22 protein-coding genes are annotated in these 20,077 nt (G+C 66.0%); 10 read left to right on the top strand and 12 right to left on the bottom strand.

What is annotated here, in order from left to right:
- Positions 1-258 precede the first annotated feature (258 nt).
- Positions 259-969, bottom strand: a complete 711-nt coding sequence (locus tag FFS52_RS12885; RefSeq protein WP_055475065.1) for a creatininase family protein — start codon at positions 967-969, stop codon at positions 259-261.
- A complete protein-coding gene (locus tag FFS52_RS12880; RefSeq protein ID WP_055475066.1) occupies positions 966-2,177 on the bottom strand; it encodes a helix-turn-helix transcriptional regulator in 1,212 nt (403 codons plus the stop codon). The genes FFS52_RS12885 and FFS52_RS12880 overlap by 4 nt, the downstream gene beginning before the upstream one ends.
- Before the next feature lie 158 nt (positions 2,178-2,335).
- Between FFS52_RS12880 and FFS52_RS12875 the strand changes: the two genes are divergently transcribed.
- The 5 genes from FFS52_RS12875 (at position 2,336) to FFS52_RS12855 (ending at position 7,261) form a co-directional block, all read left to right on the top strand.
- Positions 2,336-2,662, top strand: a complete 327-nt coding sequence (locus FFS52_RS12875) for a hypothetical protein (RefSeq protein ID WP_055475117.1) — start codon at positions 2,336-2,338, stop codon at positions 2,660-2,662.
- Between the two features lie 128 nt (positions 2,663-2,790).
- The gene (locus tag FFS52_RS12870) at positions 2,791-4,191 is read left to right on the top strand and encodes an FtsK/SpoIIIE domain-containing protein (protein WP_055475067.1); all 1,401 of its coding nucleotides are present in this window, start codon (positions 2,791-2,793) and stop codon (positions 4,189-4,191) included.
- 15 nt (positions 4,192-4,206) lie between these two features.
- Complete coding sequence (locus tag FFS52_RS12865; RefSeq protein WP_083229338.1) at positions 4,207-5,532, top strand: replication initiator; 1,326 nt, start codon at positions 4,207-4,209, stop codon at positions 5,530-5,532.
- A 187-nt stretch (positions 5,533-5,719) separates the two neighbouring features.
- Positions 5,720-6,574 (top strand): hypothetical protein, encoded by an 855-nt coding sequence (locus FFS52_RS12860; protein ID WP_055475070.1) that lies wholly within the window; start codon positions 5,720-5,722, stop codon positions 6,572-6,574.
- Positions 6,575-6,817: 243 nt separating this feature from the next.
- On the top strand, positions 6,818-7,261 hold the full coding sequence (locus FFS52_RS12855; RefSeq protein WP_137809918.1) for a hypothetical protein: 444 nt from the start codon (positions 6,818-6,820) through the stop codon (positions 7,259-7,261).
- Positions 7,262-7,292: 31 nt separating this feature from the next.
- On the opposite strand, the gene FFS52_RS12850 is transcribed toward FFS52_RS12855, so the two are convergent.
- Positions 7,293-8,687, bottom strand: coding sequence for a recombinase family protein (locus FFS52_RS12850; RefSeq protein ID WP_055475072.1), 1,395 nt, complete (start codon positions 8,685-8,687; stop codon positions 7,293-7,295).
- 170 nt (positions 8,688-8,857) lie between these two features.
- Here FFS52_RS12850 and FFS52_RS23895 point away from each other — a divergent pair, with 170 nt between their 5' ends.
- Positions 8,858-9,028, top strand: a complete 171-nt coding sequence (locus FFS52_RS23895; protein WP_223258865.1) for a hypothetical protein — start codon at positions 8,858-8,860, stop codon at positions 9,026-9,028.
- A 39-nt stretch (positions 9,029-9,067) separates the two neighbouring features.
- Here the strand turns inward: FFS52_RS23895 and FFS52_RS12840 are convergent, their stop codons facing one another.
- Positions 9,068-9,922 carry a sigma-70 family RNA polymerase sigma factor gene (locus tag FFS52_RS12840; RefSeq protein WP_055475073.1) on the bottom strand — a complete coding sequence of 285 codons (855 nt, stop codon included), beginning with the start codon at positions 9,920-9,922 and terminating at the stop codon, positions 9,068-9,070.
- A 155-nt stretch (positions 9,923-10,077) separates the two neighbouring features.
- Between FFS52_RS12840 and FFS52_RS12835 the strand changes: the two genes are divergently transcribed.
- Positions 10,078-10,440: a DoxX family protein gene (locus FFS52_RS12835; RefSeq protein WP_055475074.1), complete on the top strand. Its 363-nt coding sequence runs from the start codon at positions 10,078-10,080 to the stop codon at positions 10,438-10,440.
- 22 nt (positions 10,441-10,462) lie between these two features.
- On the opposite strand, the gene FFS52_RS12830 is transcribed toward FFS52_RS12835, so the two are convergent.
- Genes FFS52_RS12830 through FFS52_RS12820 form a run of 3 tightly spaced genes read right to left on the bottom strand, consistent with a single transcriptional unit; the run spans position 10,463 to position 13,683 of the window.
- Entirely contained in the window at positions 10,463-11,020 is a 558-nt protein-coding gene (locus tag FFS52_RS12830; RefSeq protein WP_055475075.1) for a nuclear transport factor 2 family protein, read from the bottom strand.
- The gene (locus FFS52_RS12825) at positions 11,017-12,189 is read right to left on the bottom strand and encodes a flavin reductase family protein (RefSeq protein WP_055475118.1); all 1,173 of its coding nucleotides are present in this window, start codon (positions 12,187-12,189) and stop codon (positions 11,017-11,019) included. The genes FFS52_RS12830 and FFS52_RS12825 overlap by 4 nt, the downstream gene beginning before the upstream one ends.
- A 39-nt stretch (positions 12,190-12,228) precedes the next feature.
- Positions 12,229-13,683, bottom strand: a complete 1,455-nt coding sequence (locus tag FFS52_RS12820; RefSeq protein ID WP_055475076.1) for an MFS transporter — start codon at positions 13,681-13,683, stop codon at positions 12,229-12,231.
- 157 nt (positions 13,684-13,840) lie between these two features.
- Between FFS52_RS12820 and FFS52_RS12815 the strand changes: the two genes are divergently transcribed.
- Genes FFS52_RS12815 through FFS52_RS12805 form a run of 3 tightly spaced genes read left to right on the top strand, consistent with a single transcriptional unit; the run spans position 13,841 to position 16,072 of the window.
- Positions 13,841-15,136, top strand: coding sequence for an amidase (locus FFS52_RS12815; RefSeq protein WP_055475077.1), 1,296 nt, complete (start codon positions 13,841-13,843; stop codon positions 15,134-15,136).
- A gap of 25 nt (positions 15,137-15,161) precedes the next feature.
- Positions 15,162-15,440: a hypothetical protein gene (locus FFS52_RS12810; protein WP_058250617.1), complete on the top strand. Its 279-nt coding sequence runs from the start codon at positions 15,162-15,164 to the stop codon at positions 15,438-15,440.
- The gene (locus FFS52_RS12805) at positions 15,431-16,072 is read left to right on the top strand and encodes a response regulator (RefSeq protein WP_137809917.1); all 642 of its coding nucleotides are present in this window, start codon (positions 15,431-15,433) and stop codon (positions 16,070-16,072) included. Before FFS52_RS12810 ends, FFS52_RS12805 begins: the two co-directional genes overlap by 10 nt.
- 33 nt (positions 16,073-16,105) lie before the next feature.
- Here FFS52_RS12805 and FFS52_RS12800 read toward each other — a convergent pair whose 3' ends face one another.
- The 5 genes from FFS52_RS12800 to FFS52_RS12780 form a co-directional block, all read right to left on the bottom strand.
- Positions 16,106-17,056: a PDR/VanB family oxidoreductase gene (locus FFS52_RS12800; RefSeq protein ID WP_137809916.1), complete on the bottom strand. Its 951-nt coding sequence runs from the start codon at positions 17,054-17,056 to the stop codon at positions 16,106-16,108.
- Positions 17,057-17,097: 41 nt separating this feature from the next.
- Positions 17,098-17,850, bottom strand: coding sequence for an SDR family oxidoreductase (locus FFS52_RS12795; RefSeq protein ID WP_137809915.1), 753 nt, complete (start codon positions 17,848-17,850; stop codon positions 17,098-17,100).
- A 14-nt stretch (positions 17,851-17,864) separates the two neighbouring features.
- Positions 17,865-18,362, bottom strand: a complete 498-nt coding sequence (locus FFS52_RS12790) for an aromatic-ring-hydroxylating dioxygenase subunit beta (protein ID WP_055475081.1) — start codon at positions 18,360-18,362, stop codon at positions 17,865-17,867.
- Positions 18,355-19,632: an aromatic ring-hydroxylating dioxygenase subunit alpha gene (locus FFS52_RS12785; RefSeq protein ID WP_055475082.1), complete on the bottom strand. Its 1,278-nt coding sequence runs from the start codon at positions 19,630-19,632 to the stop codon at positions 18,355-18,357. Before FFS52_RS12785 ends, FFS52_RS12790 begins: the two co-directional genes overlap by 8 nt.
- 76 nt (positions 19,633-19,708) lie before the next feature.
- Positions 19,709-20,071: a hypothetical protein gene (locus tag FFS52_RS12780; protein WP_055475083.1), complete on the bottom strand. Its 363-nt coding sequence runs from the start codon at positions 20,069-20,071 to the stop codon at positions 19,709-19,711.
- Between the last annotated feature and the right edge of the window lie 6 nt (positions 20,072-20,077).

Genomic DNA, 20,077 nt, shown 5'->3' with positions numbered 1-20,077 from the left:
CAACCTGGTTTCGACGCCGATGGATCCGGACCTATGTGGCTGGTGTCGGCCCGGGGCGAGACGAAGTCGGAGCCCCGGCGCCGGCACCGCGCGCGAAGCGCGCCTTGATAGCAGTAGAGAAAGTTTGAACACGCCGCTGACTTGGTGGTCTCCACGTGGATAGGGGTCGGGGCGGCCGCACGGCGGGCGTAGCGGGAGCGAGTGGCGCGGACGGGAGCGCAGCGGACGGGAGCAGAACGAGCGGAGGCGGAGCCGCTGTTAGGAACTCTGGTTAAGGATGCTGATGATGTGGTCGGAGTTGGACGCTAGGTAGTCGAGCGCGGCGGTTCCTTTGTCCGCGGTTGCTGCCGAGGGGCGCCCGATGACGCCGGAGTTGGAGTAGGCGTGCATGCCGAGGGTTGCGAGGTGGCGCCGGTCGGACACCTCGTGATCATCGTTCTGCCAGCCGTCGCGCAGGTACTGGGGTGTGGTGGCGAGCAGGATGGATGTTTCGAGTTCGCCGGCGTGCATGTCGTCGTGGCTGTTCGTGATCATCTCTGCTGCTGTGCGTGCTTGATCCCAGTCGTCGCGGCTGGGGTAAAGCGCGGTCGTGGGCGCGCTGGTGGTGGCTTGCTGAACGATGTTGGACAGCACGTAGTTGCCGCCGTGTGCATTGACGATCAGCAGGCGGCTGATTCCCTGGGCGTTAAGTGATGCGGTGATGTCGGCGATCACCGCTGTAAGGGTCGCTGCGCTAAGACTGACGGTACCGGGAAACGCGATGTGCTCGTGTGAGCAGGAGAAGGTGATCGGCGGTAACTGAAAGAGGTTGTGGCGCAGGCAGACCGCTTCCGCGATGGCGGTGGCGATGAGAGTGTCGGTGACCAGTGGCAGATGTGGGCCGTGTTGTTCGAGCGCGCCGACCGGGAGCACTGCGATCGCAGCGCGGGCAGCGTCGTCGGTGCTGGTGGTGGTTGGCAAAACGGTCATGTGGCGGCTCCTTCGCTCAAAACGGTGGTGATATGTCGCCGGATGGCTGTGGCGATCGAGGTTTGGCATGAACCAGGCCGGGCGATCGCCGCAGTCGCGAGGACGCCGCGCAGGGAGTTGCGGGCCCGTGCTGATGGCGCACCACTGTAGGCGGCCAGCGTTGTCTCGTATTCAGTGTGGGCACCGGTGTAGTCCCCGGCGAGGCAGAGCGCATGTAGATAGCGTGCCCGGGCGACGGCGTGGTCGCGTGCTTGACCGGGATTGCGCCATTGCGCGACATGGTCGGCCAGCAGTGTCATCGCGGTGGCCGCGTCCCCGAGGAGCAGATGGGCGTATGCCATCTCGCTGTCGATATAGGACCGGTCGACGTAGCCGACCAGCTTGTGTGGTGTCGCGTCGACATAATCATCCGCGCGGGCTTGGTGGTCGGCGACGGCATGCTGATCACCCATGTGTGCGGCAGCGAGCGCTGACTGGCGGGCGAGGATGGCATGTAGACGGGATTCGGCCTCGCGTGCCGCGAGGTCATGGGCCTTCTGTGCGTACATGCCCGCCAGCTGCGGATTGCTTACGGTCAATGTGTTCGACAGACGCATCGTGACCATCGCGTGCAGCGCAGGGTCGCCGGACATTTCGGCGTACATCTTGGCCTGATCGGTCCTCATGACCGCCTCGGTGGTGTGCCCGGATTCCTGCAGGGTCCAACCCTGCAGCTCCATCAGCCGGGCAACCAAATGGATCAACGTTGAACGGTGCTGCTCTGGGGCGATTTTCAGGAAGTCGAGCGCCATCGCCACATCGTCGCTGAGCTGGCGAATGGCCCAGTACGGGCCGAAGGTGTGTTCGGTACGCACCGTCACCGACCGCCGATCCTCCAACAACGCCAGTGTTTCTGGGGTGACACGCGCTTCCAGGATTAGTGGCCGCGGCAGCTGTGAATCGGTGGGGAGGCCGAACAATTCCTCGACGCTAGTTTCGAACACTTCCGCCAGCATCTCTCGTGTCGCCGGCGACGGATTGACAACATCATTCTCCCACCGCGAAATCTGCGATTTGTACGATTCGACGTCGGCGATCAGTCCCCGGTCTTCGCTGACCCTGGCGATATGCCGTGCCAGCGTCTTCTGCGACCACTTACGCCGGGCGCGTGCAGCGCGAATCGCCTGACCCGGCGTCATCGGCTGCAGATTCGGAAGCGGCGCTGTCATCGCTTTCCGATTGTGCCCGATCACCAGCGGTCGATGGTGTCATCGCGTGTCCGAATGTTGACCCCTGCTAACCCCTGTCAATTTTCTGCGGCGCCGGCGACGGCTGTGCTGAACAGGTGGCCGAACACGCGGCCACCAGCACAGAAGGCAGGAACATCATGCGTTTGAAGATCGATACCGCAACCACGCGGCACCTCGTCACCAAAGAGCCGGAGCCGAAGACGAATTTCGACACCGGCGGCGCCAAACTCGACCCGGTCACGGGTCTGGCCCAGTACGGCGTGCAGCTGCTCGCCCTGGACGAGTCCGGCGGCGAGATCATCACCGTGACCGTGGCCGGTGACCCGAAACTGACTGTCACGCAGCAGGTGACCGTCACCGGGCTGGTAGCGATTCCATGGAGTCAGGGCGACCGCTCGGGTGTCGCGTTCCGCGCCGACTCGATCGTCCCTGCCGACACCGCTACCGCGGGGCGGCAGAAGTAACCCGCTCGGCCAGGACGATCCCGCGAGTGATCGCCCTGGCCCGCCGGCCCGCCGAGTCGTTACCGACCGGCCATCAAACTCAGCCATCCCCAAGTTGACACTCTCTTGCACTCCAAAGGATTCCACTCATGAACGACACGCCCTCGCCGACGCCGAACAAAGGCGGCAAACCCGATACCACCGCCGACGAGATCGCCGGATCGATCGCCACCGGGCTATGGCGTCTGGCCCGCTTCATCCTGGTGTGGGCGTGGCGGCTACCCGTCGTATCCGTTCCGGCGATCGGCCTCGGCGTCATCTATTGGCGGACCGGAGCCGTGTGGACCATCATCGCGGCCATCGCCACGGGTGCCGCCGTCATCGCGTGGTCGGTGTACTCGCCGATATCGTTGCGGCGCTACACCATTGACCGCATCCGGTTCCATCATCTGGTGTGGCGGCGCTACCGGTCGTGGACCGCGGTCTGCACCGACTGCGGGCTATCGCGCACCCGCAGTGATCAGGTTCTCGTGCCGAAACTGCTGCGGGTGCAGTTCGCCGCGACCGATGATGTACTCACAGTGCACCCGCTACGCGGCCAAACCGTTACCGACTTCAACAAAGCCGCAGACGCACTCGCTGACGCCTTCGCTGCCGACAGCGTCACAGTGACCCGTCCGGGGCCCGCGGTCATCGAGCTGGCCGTGCGCCGCGCTCAGCCGCTCGCAGAACCCATCACGCCGACCCCGACTGGCTCGGGGTCGGTCAGTCGTGGTGGGTCGCGGCGGTGGACACTGCAACTCGGGCAGCGCGACGACGGGTCTCCGTGGCGGTTGCCGATCCTGGGCACCCATCTGCTGATCGGCGGGGTCACCGGCTCCGGCAAAGGCTCCGTGTTGTGGTCGTTGATCGGTGCCATCGCACCCCTGACCGCTACCGGCGACGTGCAGCTCTGGGTCGCCGACCCGAAGGGCGGCATGGAATTCGGTGCCGGGGCACCGCTGTTCGCGCGGTTCGCCTACACCCCCGACACGATCGCCGACATGCTCGCGGACGCCGCCGCGCTGATGACCGAGCGGGCGGAGCGGCTGCGTGGGGTCACTCGGCTGCACACCCCAACACCGGCAGACCCGCTGATCATCCTCATCATCGATGAGTTGGCGGCGCTGACCGCGTTCACCGACCGCACCACCAAAACCGCCATCGACAAGCACCTCGGGCTGCTGCTCACACAAGGGCGCGCGGTCGGGGTCAGTGTGGTTGCCGCCGTGCAAGATCCGTCTAAGGAGATTGTGCCGATGCGGCAGCTGTTCCCGGCACGGCTGGCGTTGCGGATGGCCGAACCCACCCAAACCACCATGATCCTCGGTCCCGGCGCCATCGACCGTGGGGGTGCCGCCAATCAGATCCCGGATGATCTGCCCGGGGTCGGGTACCTCGCCGTCGACGGCGCGGCCGCACCCATCCTCGTGCGCGCCTTCCACTACACCGACAACGACGTCGCGGCCCTCGTCCGCCGCTACGGCCACCCCGACCACGGCCAGAAGTAGGGAAAGGCCGATATCGTGTCGTCCAACCCGCCACCCACGCTGCTGCCCACACCCGCAGCAGACTTGGATGCCGCCACCGTCCGGGAGATGCTGCGCCGCGCCGGCGGCCAGCACTACCCGCGGTGGGCAGCGAGGGTACGGGCGACCGGTTACTGCCTGCACCCGATCCACCTGCAGCGGCGCCACGGTGTCGTCGCCGCCGACAGGCTCAGCATGCGGTGCGGGAATCGCCGTGCCGCGGTCTGTATCTCCTGCTCGCGGTTGTATGCCGGGGATACCTGGCAGCTGGTGCACGCCGGCATTCTCGGTGGGCACCACAACATCCCCGACACCGTCACGCAGCATCCGCAGGTGTTCCTGACCTTGACTGCGCCGTCGTTCGGGGCGGTGTATCCGACCGCGCACCGCACCCATGCCGGTCAGCCCCGCCGGCCCGACACCTACGACTATCGCGGGCATGTGCTGTTCACCTGGTGGGCGCCCAGCTTGTGGCAGCGGTTCACCATGCGACTGCGACGACTGCTTGCCGCCCAGCTGAAGGCGTTGGGGTTGGCGAAAGATGCTGTGCGGCTGTCATTCCTGAAAGTGCACGAAAACCAGACCCGGCTCATCCCGCACTACCACGCGGTCGTTCGCCTCGACCACCCCGACACCACCGGAAAGCAATGCGGCGCAATCGATTTTCCGGTCAGCAGCAGCGACCTCGCCGCACTCGCCGCCGAAGCCGTCCGCAGCATCGTCCTCCCAGTCCCTGACACATCGATGCCGGATGGTGTGCGGGAGCTACGGTTCGGGCCCCAAATCGATGCCCGCCCCCTCGACGCCTCGATCCCGGAGCGGCAGCGACGCAAGATCGCCGGCTACCTCGCCAAATACGTCACCAAATCCGTCACTGATGCCGGGATCAGTCCGCGGCCGATCAGCCCCGCCGCGATCGATGACCCGACCATCGCTGTCCAGGTCAGCCGTCATGTCCTGCAGATATGGCACACCCTGCGCGACCTCGCTGACCAACAACCCGATGAGTACGCGGCGATGGTCCGTTGGCTCCACACACTGGGCTATCGCGGACACGTCACCACCAAATCCCGCCACTACTCGACCACCCTCGGGCACCTGCGCCAGATCCGCGCCGTCTGGCGCCAGCAACACGGCACCGCTGACAACGCCGACGGTCACGGTGACAACCAGGGTGAGAGTGATTGCGAACCTTGGGAATTCGCCGGCGCAGGACATTTCACCCACGGCGACTATCAACTCACCCTCGCCGCCGCCCATCGCCACATGGAGCAACTCTGGGCAAGGCGCGAACACGCATGGCCAGCGGGTGGTCCGCCATGATCGCAGCGCTGGACCGACCTGTCCACACTCAGTCACACCGACTGGACGAGAGCGTGTTTCGGAAATGGTTGACCGATTCTTGCAAGCAGCAAGGCGTTCCTGTCACCATCACCGACCCCGCCATCGTCAACCAGATCGCCGTACTTCTCAAAACCTGAGGTAACCAACGACCGCAGAGGGCAAGACGATGCTCGCGGCGTCGCGGCAGCACCATGCGCCGCCGACAACCAATCACCGGTACGCGCATCAATATCTGCCACGCGAACACCAAAACGGTTTTGTCCGTGGCGATTTCACCCAACATTCGTCGATCGGCACGAGGATCGGGCAGGGACTGCACAGCGTATACCAGGTTGTCGGATACTCCATCGCACTGGCGAGCTGGCCGAATCAGGCGATCGCCCGGGCGGCCTGTTTGACCGACGAAAACTGGATGGCGGCGATCAGCAGCTGGTGCCACACTGGCTATGTGCCAGAAGAGCTGTCGGCCACTGAGGCCGCACGGTACCGCGCCGCATTCGCCGCCGGCGCGGATATGCGCTCTGCCTATACGGGCGGCGATACGAACGAGCGCCAGGCCGCGGCTGCCGCCCTCTGGCAGTCGCTGACAAAGATCGATCCGGAACACACCGGCGACAAGCTACACATTCCGGACGATGCCGGGCCCTACCGGGAGGCGTTGACGGCGATACTGTGCCGCATCCCCGACGGTTGGGGCCGGTGGATCTCCTGCGACGCGGGCTGGTATCGGCTGATCTGCCAGCTGGACCGCCAACTCGCCGCCATCGACCCCGGCTACGAAGTGCACCAGGTGAAGGAAAAGTTCGGCGCACTGCGATATTACTTCGCCACCTCGCCGGGCCTGCCCGCCACGAATGAGCAGCGGATGGACGACCTCGTCGCAGCCGCCGAAACCGCCAGCTGCAACACATGCGAACGCTGCGGGCACGGCGGGATCCGGCAGCGCAGCACGGGACAAGGGATCAGAACACTCTGCGCGGACTGCGCCGATACCCTCGGCGGATACTCACAAACGGCGTGAACCGGCCGCGCTGACAGACACCAGCAACGAGCAGGCGGCCGCAGATCACCTCCACGGCAACGACCACGCCGATCGTTCGTGTGCGACCTGACTGCGGCTCCGCATCAACGTATTCATCCCGGACGACGCGGAAGCGACTGGCGGCGCCTGCACGTCGCCGCAGAGCAGAGTTGTCGGTGGCACCTGCGACGATCGGCGGACACCCCAGAAAGCGGACACCCCGGAAAATTGTGAGGAGCACCGATGACTGTCTATGGCCGATTCATGGCGATCTTCTGCATCACTCTCATTGCGGTCATCCCGTTGGACGCGCTCATCTGGTCAGTCGAAGGCCCGCTCAGGCAGGTCGACCGCAGTGGAGCGCTGGCCCTGGTCGCCGCGTTCATTGCGGTGATGGGCACCGCTACTTGGCTGCGGCCCCGGTGGCGGCCGACGATCGCGACCTATGTCGGATGGATTCTCGCCGGAGCAGCATGGTTCACCGCGGTGGCGACCGACTTTTCCAGCCACGACGCTAGCAGCGAATCCACGTCACTGCTTCTCGCCGTGATGGTCCTCGCATTGAGCTATGCGGCAGGATTCAAACCGTGCGGAGACGAACAACGCCAACATGCCGATGATCAGCGGCTGCGCCTGCTGATCCGCGAGGAAATCACCGCCGCCGTCCGCGACACGCAGCGCATCTGACCGGCCACCGCCGAATGGCCCAATTGATCGGTCATACCCGCCACTGCGGCTGGACACGGTTGATGTCCAGTGTTCGGGCGCCTTTGGTGCCCGGCGCGATGACCGCGTGATCGAGGACCGTTTTGATGATGGCGTGTTGCCGGTCTATCGACAGGATCTCCCAACCCTCCCGGAGTGACTGTCCAGTCCCGGCAAGCTCATACAACGCACCGTCGGACGATATAGCCGCAATGTCCTTCTGCACGCGACGAATTCGCTCCTCGATCGGGTTGCGAGCTGCCATCCACTCACGTGCGGTGATCGCCCCATCCGCATACAGCCCGGCCAACTCATCAAGCTTGGCCGTGTCGGCCGTGGCCTGCGCAGTCAACTGTGCGGTGTCCGGGCTCTGGGCAGCCTTGCCGGCCAACGCTTTCCGCAGCCCCGGCGAATCGAGCCGGGTCAGCACCGCGTCCACCAACAACTCCTCGACCGGAACCGCAACGACCGTCAGCCGACCGCAGCCACCGAAATCCGGACCGGAATTGCACACATACCGGCGTACTCGCTTCTCGGCTTTCGTCTCAATGCGCGCTACCGAGTACAGCATGTGCCCGCAGCGGCCGCACCGCAGCATCCCCGAGAACACATAACGGCGCGGCACCCGCTTGTTCGCCCGCGCTTTCGCCGCGAACACCGCCAACACCTGATCCCGCTCGGCAGGAGTGATGATCGGCTCCCACACCCCCGGCGCGATCACCTCACCATGCAACTCACGCAAACCTGCGATTCGACCCGAACGCACCAACGTCCGCAGTGTCGAGGTAACCCACGGCTTGCCACTGACGGTCGGGATCTGCTGATCATTGAGCCACTGCGCCAGCGACCGCATCGACTCCCCGGCGATCGTCCGGGCCACCAGATCCCGTACCACCGCCGCTTCGGACTCACGCAGCACCAGATTTCCCTGCTCGTACCCGAATGCGCGCTGCGCCGTTCCGTGCGGTAGTCCCGCCTCCGCATTCGCCAGTGCCTTGCGCTTGATCCGGGCAGACCGGCGACCCGATTCCTTCGCCGCAAACGCAGCGAAGATCCGCGCCATGAACAAGCCATCGTCATTGCCAAGATCGATGTCGGCGGTCACCGTCGCAACCTCGCGCACCCCGACCTGTTCACACAATGTGACGAACTCTTCGAGCTCGACCGGCCGGCGATGGAGCCGATCCAAGTTGTAAACGATCACCGCATCGCGCGACCCATTCGCCAGATCGTCAACCATCTGCCGGTAGGCCGGCCGCATTTTCCCCGAGTACGCGGACACGTCGTTGTCGACGTATTCACGACCAATAGTCCAGCCACGTCCTGCCGCCAACTTCCGACAGTCTTCCAATTGTCGTTGTACGCCAAGGCCTTTCCCCTCCTGATCGGCCGAGACTCGGGCGTACACTGCCGCTGACTGGACCCGAGTTTTCGAACTCCTCACAGAGGTTAGTTTAGCGACTAGCTAGCAACCTCAAACCGCTGTGCCGGTTCCATCACCGCATCAAGACCTTCACCAGCTGGCAGGACCACCAAGACGAGTCCCGCACCGCCTGGTTCACCACACCCACCGGGCACATGTTCGTCGGCAACGCCTTCAGCGGACGCGACCTGTTCAACAAGCTCTTCCCCAGACGGTCACCCGATCATCCCGCCCGCGACAGACTCGACACGCAGCGCGACAACGACTTCCGGCGCCACCAACGCGCCGAGAAGCGCTGGAACGACGCCAACCCGCCACCGTTCTAGAGATTCCGCTCCGGACGGAGCAGCTCCCCATATCGCCGGTCAGGACCACTCTGACACGGTGGCAAATGTCATGCGACGGATGTCGACTCTCGCGACGCGGCCGTCGACCACAACAACATCGATGACGGCGAGCGGGTGACCGCCCGGTGCGATCACATGAACCATCCGACCTCCCAGCCACATCGGCGTGCTTGCCCGGATACGGTCGGCGAAGAATCGGGTCTCCTCCGCGACCGCCCGGGCGCCCCGGACCACGGTCGGTGTGTCCGGCGGTACCAGTGACCGGTCGGCGACACGGATGCAATCCTCGGCCAACAGCGCGACCATCGCATCAAGACTGCCGCCGCGCGCCGCGGCCAGAAAGGCGTCGACGACCAGGGACGCATCACCCGACGGCAGTTCAGGGTCCAGCTCGGAGTTCAACCGCGAAGACGCGATCCGGCCGCGTGCCCGGCTCGCATGCTTCTTCGCACCGTCCACACTGGTGTCGAGGATCGTTGCGACCTCGCCGAACGGCACCGCAAAGAGGTCATGCAGCACATAGGCCACGCGTTGCGAAGGCGTCAACCGATCGAGGACCACCATCAGCGCGCGCGACACGTTCTCGCGTTGCAGGTAGAGCTCGTCGGCCGCGACAGCCTCCGCGGGGAGAGCGTCGGCGAACAGCGGATCTTCCTGTCGTCTGCCGCGGGCGCGCAACTGATCGAGACACACCCGGGTGAGTGTTGTCGTCAACCATGCGGCAGGGTTGCGGATCTCGGTGCCGTCGACACGCAGCGAGTTGAGCCACGTGCTCTGCACGGCGTCCTCGGCGTCGTGGATCGAGCCGAGCATCCGGAACGCCATGGTTGTCAGCTGCGGTCGTAGATCTTCGAACTCTGAGGTCGGTACCACCGGGTGTCACCTTCTCGTGGGGCAGGACGTCGGTACGGATGAGAGCACCACACTCACATCGTCCATCCGACAACCCACCTCAGAGGAGGACACATGTCGACCGTACCGACCCGGCCACCGCGCGGCGGAACCCGACCAGCGAAGGGCCCCCGGCGATGACCATTCCCCTGTTCGTCGCCACGATCATATGCATCGTGGCCAATGCCGGTATCGCCATCGCCGACTTCGCCCGGGCCGAGTTCGTGCTGGACAATTCGGCCGAGGTCCACGTCCCACCTCGGTTCCTGCCCCACCTCGCGACACTCAAGGCCGCCGGAGCAGCAGGGCTCGTCCTCGGGTTGACGATCGAACCCTGGATCGGCGTCGCCGCCGGAACCGGGCTCACTCTGTTCTTCGTCGGCGCGGTCATCGCCCATGTGCGGGCCCGCATCTTCTACAACATCGCGTTCCCGGGCGCCTTCCTGCTCCTCGGCGTGGCGGCAACGGTCTACATGATCCGACTGACCACAGGCGCGTGACCCGTCACCGGCGTCGAACGCCTCAGCCCATCAACACCGACGCCGAGGGGTAGCTCTCGGCGAATCCGTCGGGAAGCGGGGCGATGAAGACGTTCTCGGTGCGGGTGCGGGTGATCCGCCACCGGCCCTCATCCCTCCGGAAGGCGTTGTTCAGCCGGCTCGACCGCAGCAGGGCCGAGCCGTCGCCGAAGAGCCACGGCTGCATGTGAATCCACTGTCCCTCGGCGTCATCGCCGTCGACATGGATCTGCTCCGACGTCAGGTAGTGCGCGTTGAGCACCAGTGCCGGGTCCCGCTTCTCACTCCAGAAGCGCTGGAAGTGTTCGCGGATCGCCTGCTTGCCCTCGGCACGCCCGAACTGTCCGTCGTAGTACTCGCCGACGCCCTCCCACACCGCGTCGTCGGTGTAGAGGTCAAGGATGCGCTCGATGCGCTCGGCGTCATCCGCGAGACCGGGTTCGGGACACGGGGTGTCGCAGAGGAACATGTATCGAGCCTGGATTCGCCGGATCTCGGCTTCGGCCTCCAGGGTCTCGACCCGCGCGACGAGCGCCGAGATCCTGGCATCGTCGTCGCTCATCGGCCAAGCACCTCGACCACCGCACGCGCCTCCGAGATCCAGGCCTCGACCTCAGAGCCGTTCACGCCCAGCGGCAACTGCGACAACCGGAGCGTCATCGAGTATCCGCCGCGTGCGTCCCGGATCGGCAGGACGACGGAACCGACGTCGTAGGTCTGATCGGGTCGCACCTCGCGGAGGCGATAGTCGACGGCCGACTTCCCGATGGACTCGCAGATCTCGCGTTCCTGCGAAGGCGTCAACCGCCCTCGCTCATAGGATTTCGTCGCCTCTCGCATCTCCTCGTACGCAGTCGACGAGGCATCGGGCAGAAAGGACACCAGGTAACCGTGCCGCCGCACGAAGTCGAGACGGTCGCGATGTACCTGTCGCACATCATCGTCGGCATGCCGGAGCTTCGCCAGCCACCGCTCCCGGGTCTCGTCGTCCTGGTCGAACACGTACGTGTCCCCGATGGGCGGCACCATCGGGATGCGGTACGCGAGGCCTTCCTCACGGTCGACGCCCGGCGCGGTGGCCGACAACACGACGGCCATCTCGTCGCGGCTGACCGCGGTGAGGACCGACACCTCGCAGCCGACGGACGTCGCCAATGCCTCCACCTGCGGGCGCGCCGCGTGCGCGGCGTGGATCGTCGGCAGGATCTCGTGGTCCATTCGGGCCATCAGCGACGTCGACACGAAGCTGCCGTAGCCACCCTGGAAGAAGATCAGCGGCGACACCGGGTTGGTCACGGCCAGATCCCGCACCTCACAGAGCGTTATCCAGTGATCGCCCGCTTCGACGACGTTGCTGATGCGGGTGTCGATCCAGGCCACCGAATCCGCGAGAACCGGATCGCCCGACGGCGAAGGGAACCAGTCGATGCCCGCGAGCTTGTCCTTCCAACGCTGCGCGATGGTGAGGACGACGTCCTCCTGTTCACCGCCGAGGATGTTGATGCACAACGACTCGCAGGCCCGCATCTTCTCGAAGGTGCGCGAGGTCTTCATCGGCATGAAGGACACCAACGGCGGGTCCATCGACACCGAACTGAAAGTCCCGACGACCATGGCCAGCACGGAGCCGTCGTCACCTCGTCCCGTCACCACGACCACGCCGGTGGGATAGTGCCCCATCACATTTCGGAAGATGCCTGGGTCGATGGCACTGATCACGTTGTCGGACATGTCTTCTCCTGGGATCGAATCGTCGCGGTGGTCGGGCACTCAGGCGGTCCGGGCCTCGACCGGCTCCTTGACGTAACGCTTCTGCAGAATGGCACCGAGTCGCTCCGGCCGGAGGAAGGCGATGCACAGTGCGCCGCCGATCAGCAGGACGATGCCGGTGATCGTGAACGCCTGGTGCACGCCGGCCGCCATGTTGTCGGCCATCTCCGCGCTGGGCTTCTCACCCTTCGGCGGCGACACATACCCCGCGTCGGTCATGAGCCAGCCGACCAGGATCGGCGAGATGACCGCGCCGAACGACGCCACGCCTCCGAGGGTGGCCATGAGGATCGGTCGCTGCCGAGCGCCGACCGCGTAACCGATCGCGGTGGCGGTCATCGGGAACGCCAGGCTGCATCCACCGGCGAGGCACAGCAGTGCAACCGCAGTGATCCCGGACGACGCCTGGATGGCGATGAAGCACAACCCGGCCAGGACCGCGGCGCAGCCGAACGGGACGGCGATCGCCCGATGTGCCGAACTCCCCCGGTGCAGCATCCGGTGCCCGAGCGCACCCAGTCCGAGCAGGACGAGCGCGCCGACCACCCACGGCACGGTGGTCACCGCACCGACCTCACCGAGCGACAGCCCGACCACGGTGCCCAGGTACTGGGGCAGCCAGGTCGTCAGGAAGCCCTGCACCCAGAAGTTCGACGCCCCGCCGATCACGGCGGAGATGAACGCCAGGCTCAGCAGCGCACGCCAGATCTTGACCGGCTTCTGCTCGTCGACCGCGGAGGTCGCGACCTCCTTCGCATCGGCAACCGTCTCGTCGGTGTCGAGTGCCGGCTCGTCCGGCGACGAGGCCTTCTTGGGACGGTAGGGACCGTCCGCGCCGATCGCCCACCAGGCGATCACCCACACCAGGCCGATGATGCCCAGAACACCGAACGCCCAGCGCCAACCCCATACGGCGATGACCCAGGCCAGCAGCGGCGCCGCGAAGACAGGACCCAGCGTGGAGCCGGCGGCGATCAGGTTCGACGGCAGCGCACGACGTGTGGGCGAGAACCAGGTGTGCGCGGAGGTGAGCGACATGGCCGTCGCGGGACCCTCGGCGCCGCCGAGGATGATCCGCGTCACCAGCAGGATGGCGGCGCCGCCGCCGAGCAGCATCGGGAATTGCAGCACCGCCCAGGTGACGCCCATCGCGAACAGGATCCACTTCACCGAGATCTTCGACGCCAGGAACCCGGTGACGACCGAGACGATCGCGTACAGGAAGAAGAAGGCACTGCCGATGAATCCGAATTCGGTTGCGGTCAAGCCGAGTTCGGGCATCGCGTCGGCCGAGACCAGGCCGAGCACCGCCTTGTCGGCGAAGGCGATGATCTGGAACAGCACGAGCATGCCGGTGACGATCCAGGCCCGTCTCGACATGCGGCCGAAGTCGATTCGTCGATCGGGGGCGGTCGGCGACGACGGCGTCGTCACCGCGGGTTCTCTGAGGCTCATTGGGTTTCCTTGGACTGGCAGGGTGCGAAGACGCCGGGCTGTCGGGGGCTGGCAACGACGTTATGGCCACCCGTCCCTACGGGGATACGAGGGAAATCTTTACTGTCGCCGCGATGCGCGACAGGGCAGACTGGTCCCATCACATGAAGGAGGAACGGTGAGCTCGGCCTACTGGAAACAGCCCATCAGTGAGCAGGCGACCGCGGTCCACGAGAAGGTGGTGTCGGCGGAGATTCTCGCGGAACAGGTCCGTGAGGAGATCGTCGGCACCGACACCGATCTGCGCGCGTGGGTCGAGCTGTCCCCGGGCGTCGTCGACGAGGCACGACGGCAGGATGGGATACCGGGTCGCCGGCCCCTGCGAGGCGTCTCGCTCGGGGTCAAGGACCTCATCGACGTCGAGGGTCTGCCGACCCGTGCCGGTTCACCCGTCACGTCGTCGTCGCCGGCGGCGTCGGATGCGCCCTGTGTCAGTCGTTTTCGCGATCTGGGCGCGGTGATCCAGGGCAAGACGGTCACGACCGAGTTCGGCTACTTCTCGCCCGGGCCGACGCGCAATCCGCACCACCCCGGGCACACGCCGGGCGGGTCGTCGAGCGGTTCGGCCGCCGCCGTCGGGGCTGGCGTCATCCCGGTGGCGCTGGGTACGCAGACCGCCGGCTCGTTGACCCGGCCGGCCGCCTACTGCGGCGCCGCGGGCATGGTCCTCGCGCACGGCTCGACGGATCTGTCCGGCGTCACCGGACTCTCGGAGTCGCTGGACTCGCTGGGCATCCTCACCCGCGACATCGCCGACCTGCAGTACGTGTACACCGCCTTCACCGGCCGCTCGCCGATCGTTCCCGGTCGCTCCACCGTCCGGACCGTGGTGGTGTGGGGCGGCAGCGACCTGCACCCGATCGACCCGGCAATGGCAGACCTGGTCGACCGGCTGCCGGACCTGCTCGAGCGAGCCGACGTCGAGACCCGCGCACTCGAATTCGACGATCATGTCCGCACCCTGGCCGACGACCACGTGACCGTCATGTCCCATGAGGCGGCCGAGACCCTGGACGAGGTCGTCCGGGACCATGCGGCCGCGCTCAGCCCCGCGCTGCTCGACCTCGTCGACGCCGGCCGCGCGGTCCGGCCCGCGGACCACGCGGCCGCCCTCATCCGCCGCGACCGCTCGCGGGATCTGCTGGCCGAGACGCTCGGCGATCACACGGTGATCGTCGGTCCCGCCGCACCCGGCCCCGCACCGAGCGGCCTCGACGCGACCGGGTCGCCGGTCCTGAGCCGACCGTGGCAGCTGCTCGGCTGCCCGGTCGTCGTCGTCCCGGGGGCGACCACGGACTCCGGGATGCCCCTCGGACTACAGGTGATCGGCTTGCCGGGGCGGGAGTCGGCCCTGTTCGAGGTCGCCGCGGTGCTCGAGAACGAGCTCCGGTCCCATCCGGTCGTCCCGGTCTGATCCGGTTGCGAGAGAGAAGATCTGCATGACAGTCAAACCCCGTCCCGAGACGCACCACCGGATGTTCCTCACGTGTTACGAGGACACCTTCAACTACGGCTGGCACCATGTCGACCTGTTCGTGCACGACGAGTACGGCCGGGAGGTCAACTGGGTGCACTGGACCGTCGAGGCCGACGGCCCGGAGGCGGCCGACGAGTCGGTCCGGCGCGAGGAACCCTGGCTCAACCGGACCTCGGAGTGGCGCCACCAGGTGAGTGCCGTCGGGATGAACTACTGGACGGCCGACGCGGCGTGGACGTGACCGCATCGGATGCGACCGCGACGGTGTACGTCGTCGACGACGACCCGGAACTCTGCGAATCGGTCGACTGGCTGCTCGGCAGCATCGGGATCTCGCCGCGGATCTGCCACAGTGCCGACGACTTCCTCGCGCAGTACTCCGGGGACACCCCCGCGTGCATCGTGCTCGACGTCCGCATGCCGACGATGAGCGGCCCGCGGCTCCAGGAGAAGCTCAACGAGTTCGCACCGCACGTCGCCATCATCTTCGTCTCCGCGCACGGCGACATCCGGATGTCGGTGTCCACCCTGCAGGCCGGCGCGATGGACTTCCTGGAGAAGCCCTACGACCCGCAGCGGCTGCTCGACGCCGTCCAGGCGGGGATGGAGAAGGCGGTCGAACGCTTCCGCACCCACGCAGAGAAGCGGTGGGTGGAATCGAAGGTCGCGCTGCTGACCCCGCGGGAACGCGAGATCCTCGCGCTGGTCGTCGAAGGTCTACCCAGCCAGAACATCGCCCGCCGCCTCGACATGAGCGTCAAGACGGTGGACGTGCACCGTGCCCGGATCAAGAGCAAGACCGACGCCGACAGCATCAGCACGCTGGTCCGGGACATCCTGCGGTTCGACGTCGAGGTGCCGACCAACCCCTAGGGCAACGGCATAGGGGTGGCCGGCGCGCTCGGGTCAGTAATAATCGAGCACGATCTTCTCGCCGGTGGTCCGCGAGACGCAGACCGCCATCACCTCTCCGGACTCTCGCTCGGCCTTGGTCAGCACGTTGTCGCGGTGCTCGGGCTCACCGGAGAGGACCTGCATGATGCACGTACCGCAGATGCCCTCCTGACACGAGGTGTCGACGTCGCAGCCGTTCTCCTCGAGGACCTCGACGATGCTCCGGTCGGCCGGGACGTGATAGGTCTCGCCGTCGAGTTCGACGTCGAAGGACGTGTTCTCCGACGCATCCGGCTGATCGGTGGCGTGGAAGTTCTCGAAGTGGACCGCGTCGGCCGGGATGAACTGTTCCGCCAGTTCGCGGACCTTGGTCATGAACCCGTCCGGGCCGCAGACATAGACATGCGAGCCCTGCGGCGCCGATTCCAGCGCGGCGGTCAGGATCGGTCCGTGGGCCTCACGACCGACGCCGACATGCGCGTGCAGCTTGTCCGGGCAACGCTCCCGCAGCAGCGGCAGGAACGCCGCGTCATCGACCGTCCGGGCGAAGTAGTGCAGTTCGAAGCTGATCCCGTGCACGTCCATGTAGCGCGCCATGCTGAGCATCGGGGTGATCCCGATGCCGGCCGCCACCAGGACGTGATGCGTTGCCGTGGAATCGATCCCGAGCAGGTTCCGTGGCTCGCTGATCTGCAGCCGGTCGCCGACGCGCAGTTCGTGCAGTGCGGCCGAACCACCTCGGGACTGATCCTCGCGCTTGACGGCCACGGCGAAGGACTCCCGCCCGTCGGGCCGGCTGCACAGCGAGTACTGGCGGGTGATGGCGGTCGGCCCGACGACATCGATGTGCGCTCCGGGCGTGTACTCCCCCATCGTCGAGCCGTCGGGCCTCGACAGGTAGAAGGTCTTGATGCTCGGGGTCTCCTGGACGATCGCGGAGACGATGACGTCGGTGAGGGCCATGGCGGTGCTCCTGGTGGTGGCGAATGGTTCTCGAGGTGCGATCAGCGGGCGAAGAGCCCGCCGTTGACGTCCCAGCACGCACCCGTGACGAAGAAGGCGTTCTCGGCGGTCAACAGGCCGACCATGTCCCCGATGAACTCGGGGCTGCCCAGCTTGCCGACGGGGATGCCGGCGATCACGGCGTCGAGTTTCGCCGGCGGCACGGTCGCCTTCACGACGGGCAGGTCGTGGGGCCCGGGCGCGATCGCGTTGACCGTGACACCCTTGGCCGCAAGCTCTTTGGCGAAGATCTTGGTGACCGTCAGGATCGCACCCTTGGACGTGGCATAGTGCGCGCCGGTGGCGGTGCCGCCGTTCTGACCGGCCAGCGACGCCATGTTGACGATGCGTCCGTACCCCTCGTCGGCCATCGCGGCCCCGAAGACCTGACAGCCGAAGAAGATGCTGTTGACGTTCGTGTTCAGCACGCGGGTGAAGTCCGGCTCGTCGAGCGTCATGAGATCGGCCGCCTGGGTCAGTGCCGCGTTGTTCACGACGATCGTCGGTGTGCCCCAGACGGATTGCACATGCGCCAGCGCGTCGACGAAACCCTGCCGGTGCGCGACGTCGAGGACGGCCGCCCGTGCGGTCGACCCGTCGGGCGAGAGTTCGTCGGCGATGCGCTGGGCCGGATCGAGGGCGATGTCGGTGAGCAGGACGCGATGACCGTCCCGGTGCAGCCGGCGGGCGATGTGCGAACCCATGCCGCCGGCGGCACCGGTGACGACCGCGATCCCCTTGTTCGTCGAAGTCATGTCCAGGTCCGTCCTCACACCAGGTAACCGGAGGCGCTGACCGCGTCCTCGCTGTCGATGAGACGGGCCACCTTCAGGCTGATCCGGTCGTTCCCGTCGGAACCGAGGCTGATGGTGTGGGTGAGCTCGGCGCCGATCGTCGAGAAGGCGTCGCGCTTGAACGCGTTGAGTATCTGCGCGGACCGCAGGATGACGGTGTCGTCGCTGACGTCGGACACGGTGAACCGCGAGATGACCCGGACCGTGCGGGCAGCGGCGACCGCCGACGGTGCGTAACCCTGCATCATCCGTTCGACGCGCAGGCGCCGCATCCGCTGGTCGTCGTACACCATGTTCAGCGACGAGTCGAAATCGTCGGTGTCGGGATCGATCGGGATGACGTAGTGCGCGTCATCGGTGTAGAGGGCCTCCCACGCCGGGTAGTCCTTGGCGTCGAGGAGTTCGGCTTCCTTCCACACGAGCGCGATCGCGCGCAGGACGCGCGGGTCGTTGAAACTGTGCAGTTCAGTCATCGCTCATCATCTTCTTCCACATGGCGTAGGACTCGCGCATCCCCGTCTCGTCGGTGACATGCGATGTGGGCCAACCCTCTTCGGTCGTGTACTCGCGGTTCTCTCCGCGGTTGACCAGGATCGGCATGTTCGGGTTGCCACCGGCGCCGATCTGGACGCGATCCCATCCCTCGGCGTCGTCTGGGCTGCCGAAGCCGAAGGGGCCCTGGAAGTGCTCGTGGATCCGCAGGCGCTCGCGGTTGATGCTCTCCGGCCCACCGTCCATGCCGATCGCCATGTGCCACACCTCGGTCACGTCCACGCTGATCGGGATGAGAACCCGGAAGAACGACGACGACATGGCGATGTTCGGGAACATGTTGAGGTTGAACCCGCAGCCGTGCATCGAGCGCATGTAGCGACGGATGCGTTCGGGACTCTCCCCCGCCTCGGCGAGTTCGTCGACGAGATGCTGGAACCGCGGCTGGACCTCCTCGGAGCCGTCGTCGATGTCGAGGTCCGCGTGCGCGGCCGCCATGATCGCGACGCTGTGACCGTTGCCGAGCGCATGTGTCTCGGCGGCCGGATCGTCCATGAACGACATCATGTTGGCGGTCTCGGCGTCGACGGAGGCCATCCACGACTTGTGCACCATCGGGAAGTGGTAACCATCGGTGGTGTTCTCGAGCTGGATCTTCCAGTTGCCCTTGAACCGGAACTTGTGGCTGCCGAGGACCTTGGTGGGGAATCCGTTGGACTGCTTGAGGAATCGCTCCATCCAGATCTTCGCATCACCCAGGTGGTCTTCGAGCGGTTCGATCTCGGTGTTGAACGTCGCGAAGATCATGCCGAGATAGCTCTCGGTGCGCAGCTTCTGCAGGGGGAAGTCGTTCTTCTCGACGACGCCCTCGTATCCGTCCGGGTACGGGATGCCGCGCAGTCGACCGTCCAGGGTGTAGGACCAGTTGTGGTACGGGCAGGTGAACCCGTTGGCCTTGCCGCTGCGCTGATCGCACACCGTCGCGCCGCGATGCCGGCACCGGTTGAGCAGGGTGTTGAAGTTGCCCTTCCGATCCCGGGTCACGATGACCGGTTGATCCCCGACCTGGGTGGTCTTGAACGAGCCCGCCTCGGGGACCTCGCTCTCGTGCGCGACCCACACCCAGGTGCGGTAGAAGATCTTGCGCATCTCCTCGGCGAAGATCTCGGGATCGGTGTACAGCTGACCGGCGACGCGGTCCTTCTCGGCGAGGTCCGCGAAGCCGCGGGTCGGCCGCTCGATGGTGGTCATCGATGTTCCTTCGTGTGTCGACCGCGCCGGGGCGCGGAGAGGGGCTGTCGGTGCGCGAGAGTTCAGGAGGCGGTGCTCATGAGGGGACGTCGTCGCGGATCGTGAGGGCTCGGCCCATCCGCGCCTCGACCTTGAAGTACTTCCAGAGCGCATGTTCGCCGACCATGATGGTGCGCAACAGATTGCAGGCCGCCCGGACGGTCGGCTGGTCGCGAACGTCGGCGAGGACGTAGAACGTCCACGGCCAGCCGTCGGACGGGCCGACCATGTGGGCGTCGTCGTCGAAGGTCCCGATGATCTCGACACCGTCGAGGTTCTTCAGACTCGTGAGGAACTCCATCGTGGCCTCCCACACCGGACCGATGTCGGCCTTGGGCAGGTCGAAGAAGTTCTGGTTGTTCCCGACACAGAACAGCGTGCGCAACGGTTCGTCGGACATGGGTGA

It is taken from the genome of Gordonia sp. ALPHA1B1, assembly GCF_005502615.1.
Taxonomy (GTDB): Bacteria; Actinomycetota; Actinomycetes; order Mycobacteriales; family Mycobacteriaceae; genus Gordonia; species Gordonia hongkongensis.
The sequence above is the reverse complement of the archived record's forward strand: the minus strand, read 5'-3'. Positions and strand labels throughout refer to the sequence as shown.

Excerpts from the sequence above, each read along its gene's own strand:
- FFS52_RS12830 (WP_055475075.1), bottom strand. The coding sequence starts at position 11,020 with ATGAGCGACGACGATGCCAGGATCTCGGCGCTCGTCGCGCGGGTCGAG.
- FFS52_RS12790 (WP_055475081.1), bottom strand. The coding sequence starts at position 18,362 with ATGACTGAACTGCACAGTTTCAACGACCCGCGCGTCCTGCGCGCGATC.
- FFS52_RS12810 (WP_058250617.1), top strand. The coding sequence starts at position 15,162 with ATGACAGTCAAACCCCGTCCCGAGACGCACCACCGGATGTTCCTCACG.
- FFS52_RS12835 (WP_055475074.1), top strand. The coding sequence starts at position 10,078 with ATGACCATTCCCCTGTTCGTCGCCACGATCATATGCATCGTGGCCAAT.
- FFS52_RS12870 (WP_055475067.1), top strand. The coding sequence starts at position 2,791 with ATGAACGACACGCCCTCGCCGACGCCGAACAAAGGCGGCAAACCCGAT.
- FFS52_RS12785 (WP_055475082.1), bottom strand. The coding sequence starts at position 19,632 with ATGACCACCATCGAGCGGCCGACCCGCGGCTTCGCGGACCTCGCCGAG.
- FFS52_RS12800 (WP_137809916.1), bottom strand. The coding sequence starts at position 17,056 with ATGGCCCTCACCGACGTCATCGTCTCCGCGATCGTCCAGGAGACCCCG.
- FFS52_RS23895 (WP_223258865.1), top strand. The coding sequence starts at position 8,858 with ATGTTCGTCGGCAACGCCTTCAGCGGACGCGACCTGTTCAACAAGCTC.
- FFS52_RS12795 (WP_137809915.1), bottom strand. The coding sequence starts at position 17,850 with ATGACTTCGACGAACAAGGGGATCGCGGTCGTCACCGGTGCCGCCGGC.
- FFS52_RS12780 (WP_055475083.1), bottom strand. The coding sequence starts at position 20,071 with ATGTCCGACGAACCGTTGCGCACGCTGTTCTGTGTCGGGAACAACCAG.
- FFS52_RS12825 (WP_055475118.1), bottom strand. The coding sequence starts at position 12,189 with ATGTCCGACAACGTGATCAGTGCCATCGACCCAGGCATCTTCCGAAAT.
- FFS52_RS12875 (WP_055475117.1), top strand. The coding sequence starts at position 2,336 with ATGCGTTTGAAGATCGATACCGCAACCACGCGGCACCTCGTCACCAAA.
- FFS52_RS12820 (WP_055475076.1), bottom strand. The coding sequence starts at position 13,683 with ATGAGCCTCAGAGAACCCGCGGTGACGACGCCGTCGTCGCCGACCGCC.
- FFS52_RS12885 (WP_055475065.1), bottom strand. The coding sequence starts at position 969 with ATGACCGTTTTGCCAACCACCACCAGCACCGACGACGCTGCCCGCGCT.
- FFS52_RS12860 (WP_055475070.1), top strand. The coding sequence starts at position 5,720 with ATGCTCGCGGCGTCGCGGCAGCACCATGCGCCGCCGACAACCAATCAC.
- FFS52_RS12880 (WP_055475066.1), bottom strand. The coding sequence starts at position 2,177 with ATGACAGCGCCGCTTCCGAATCTGCAGCCGATGACGCCGGGTCAGGCG.
- FFS52_RS12855 (WP_137809918.1), top strand. The coding sequence starts at position 6,818 with ATGACTGTCTATGGCCGATTCATGGCGATCTTCTGCATCACTCTCATT.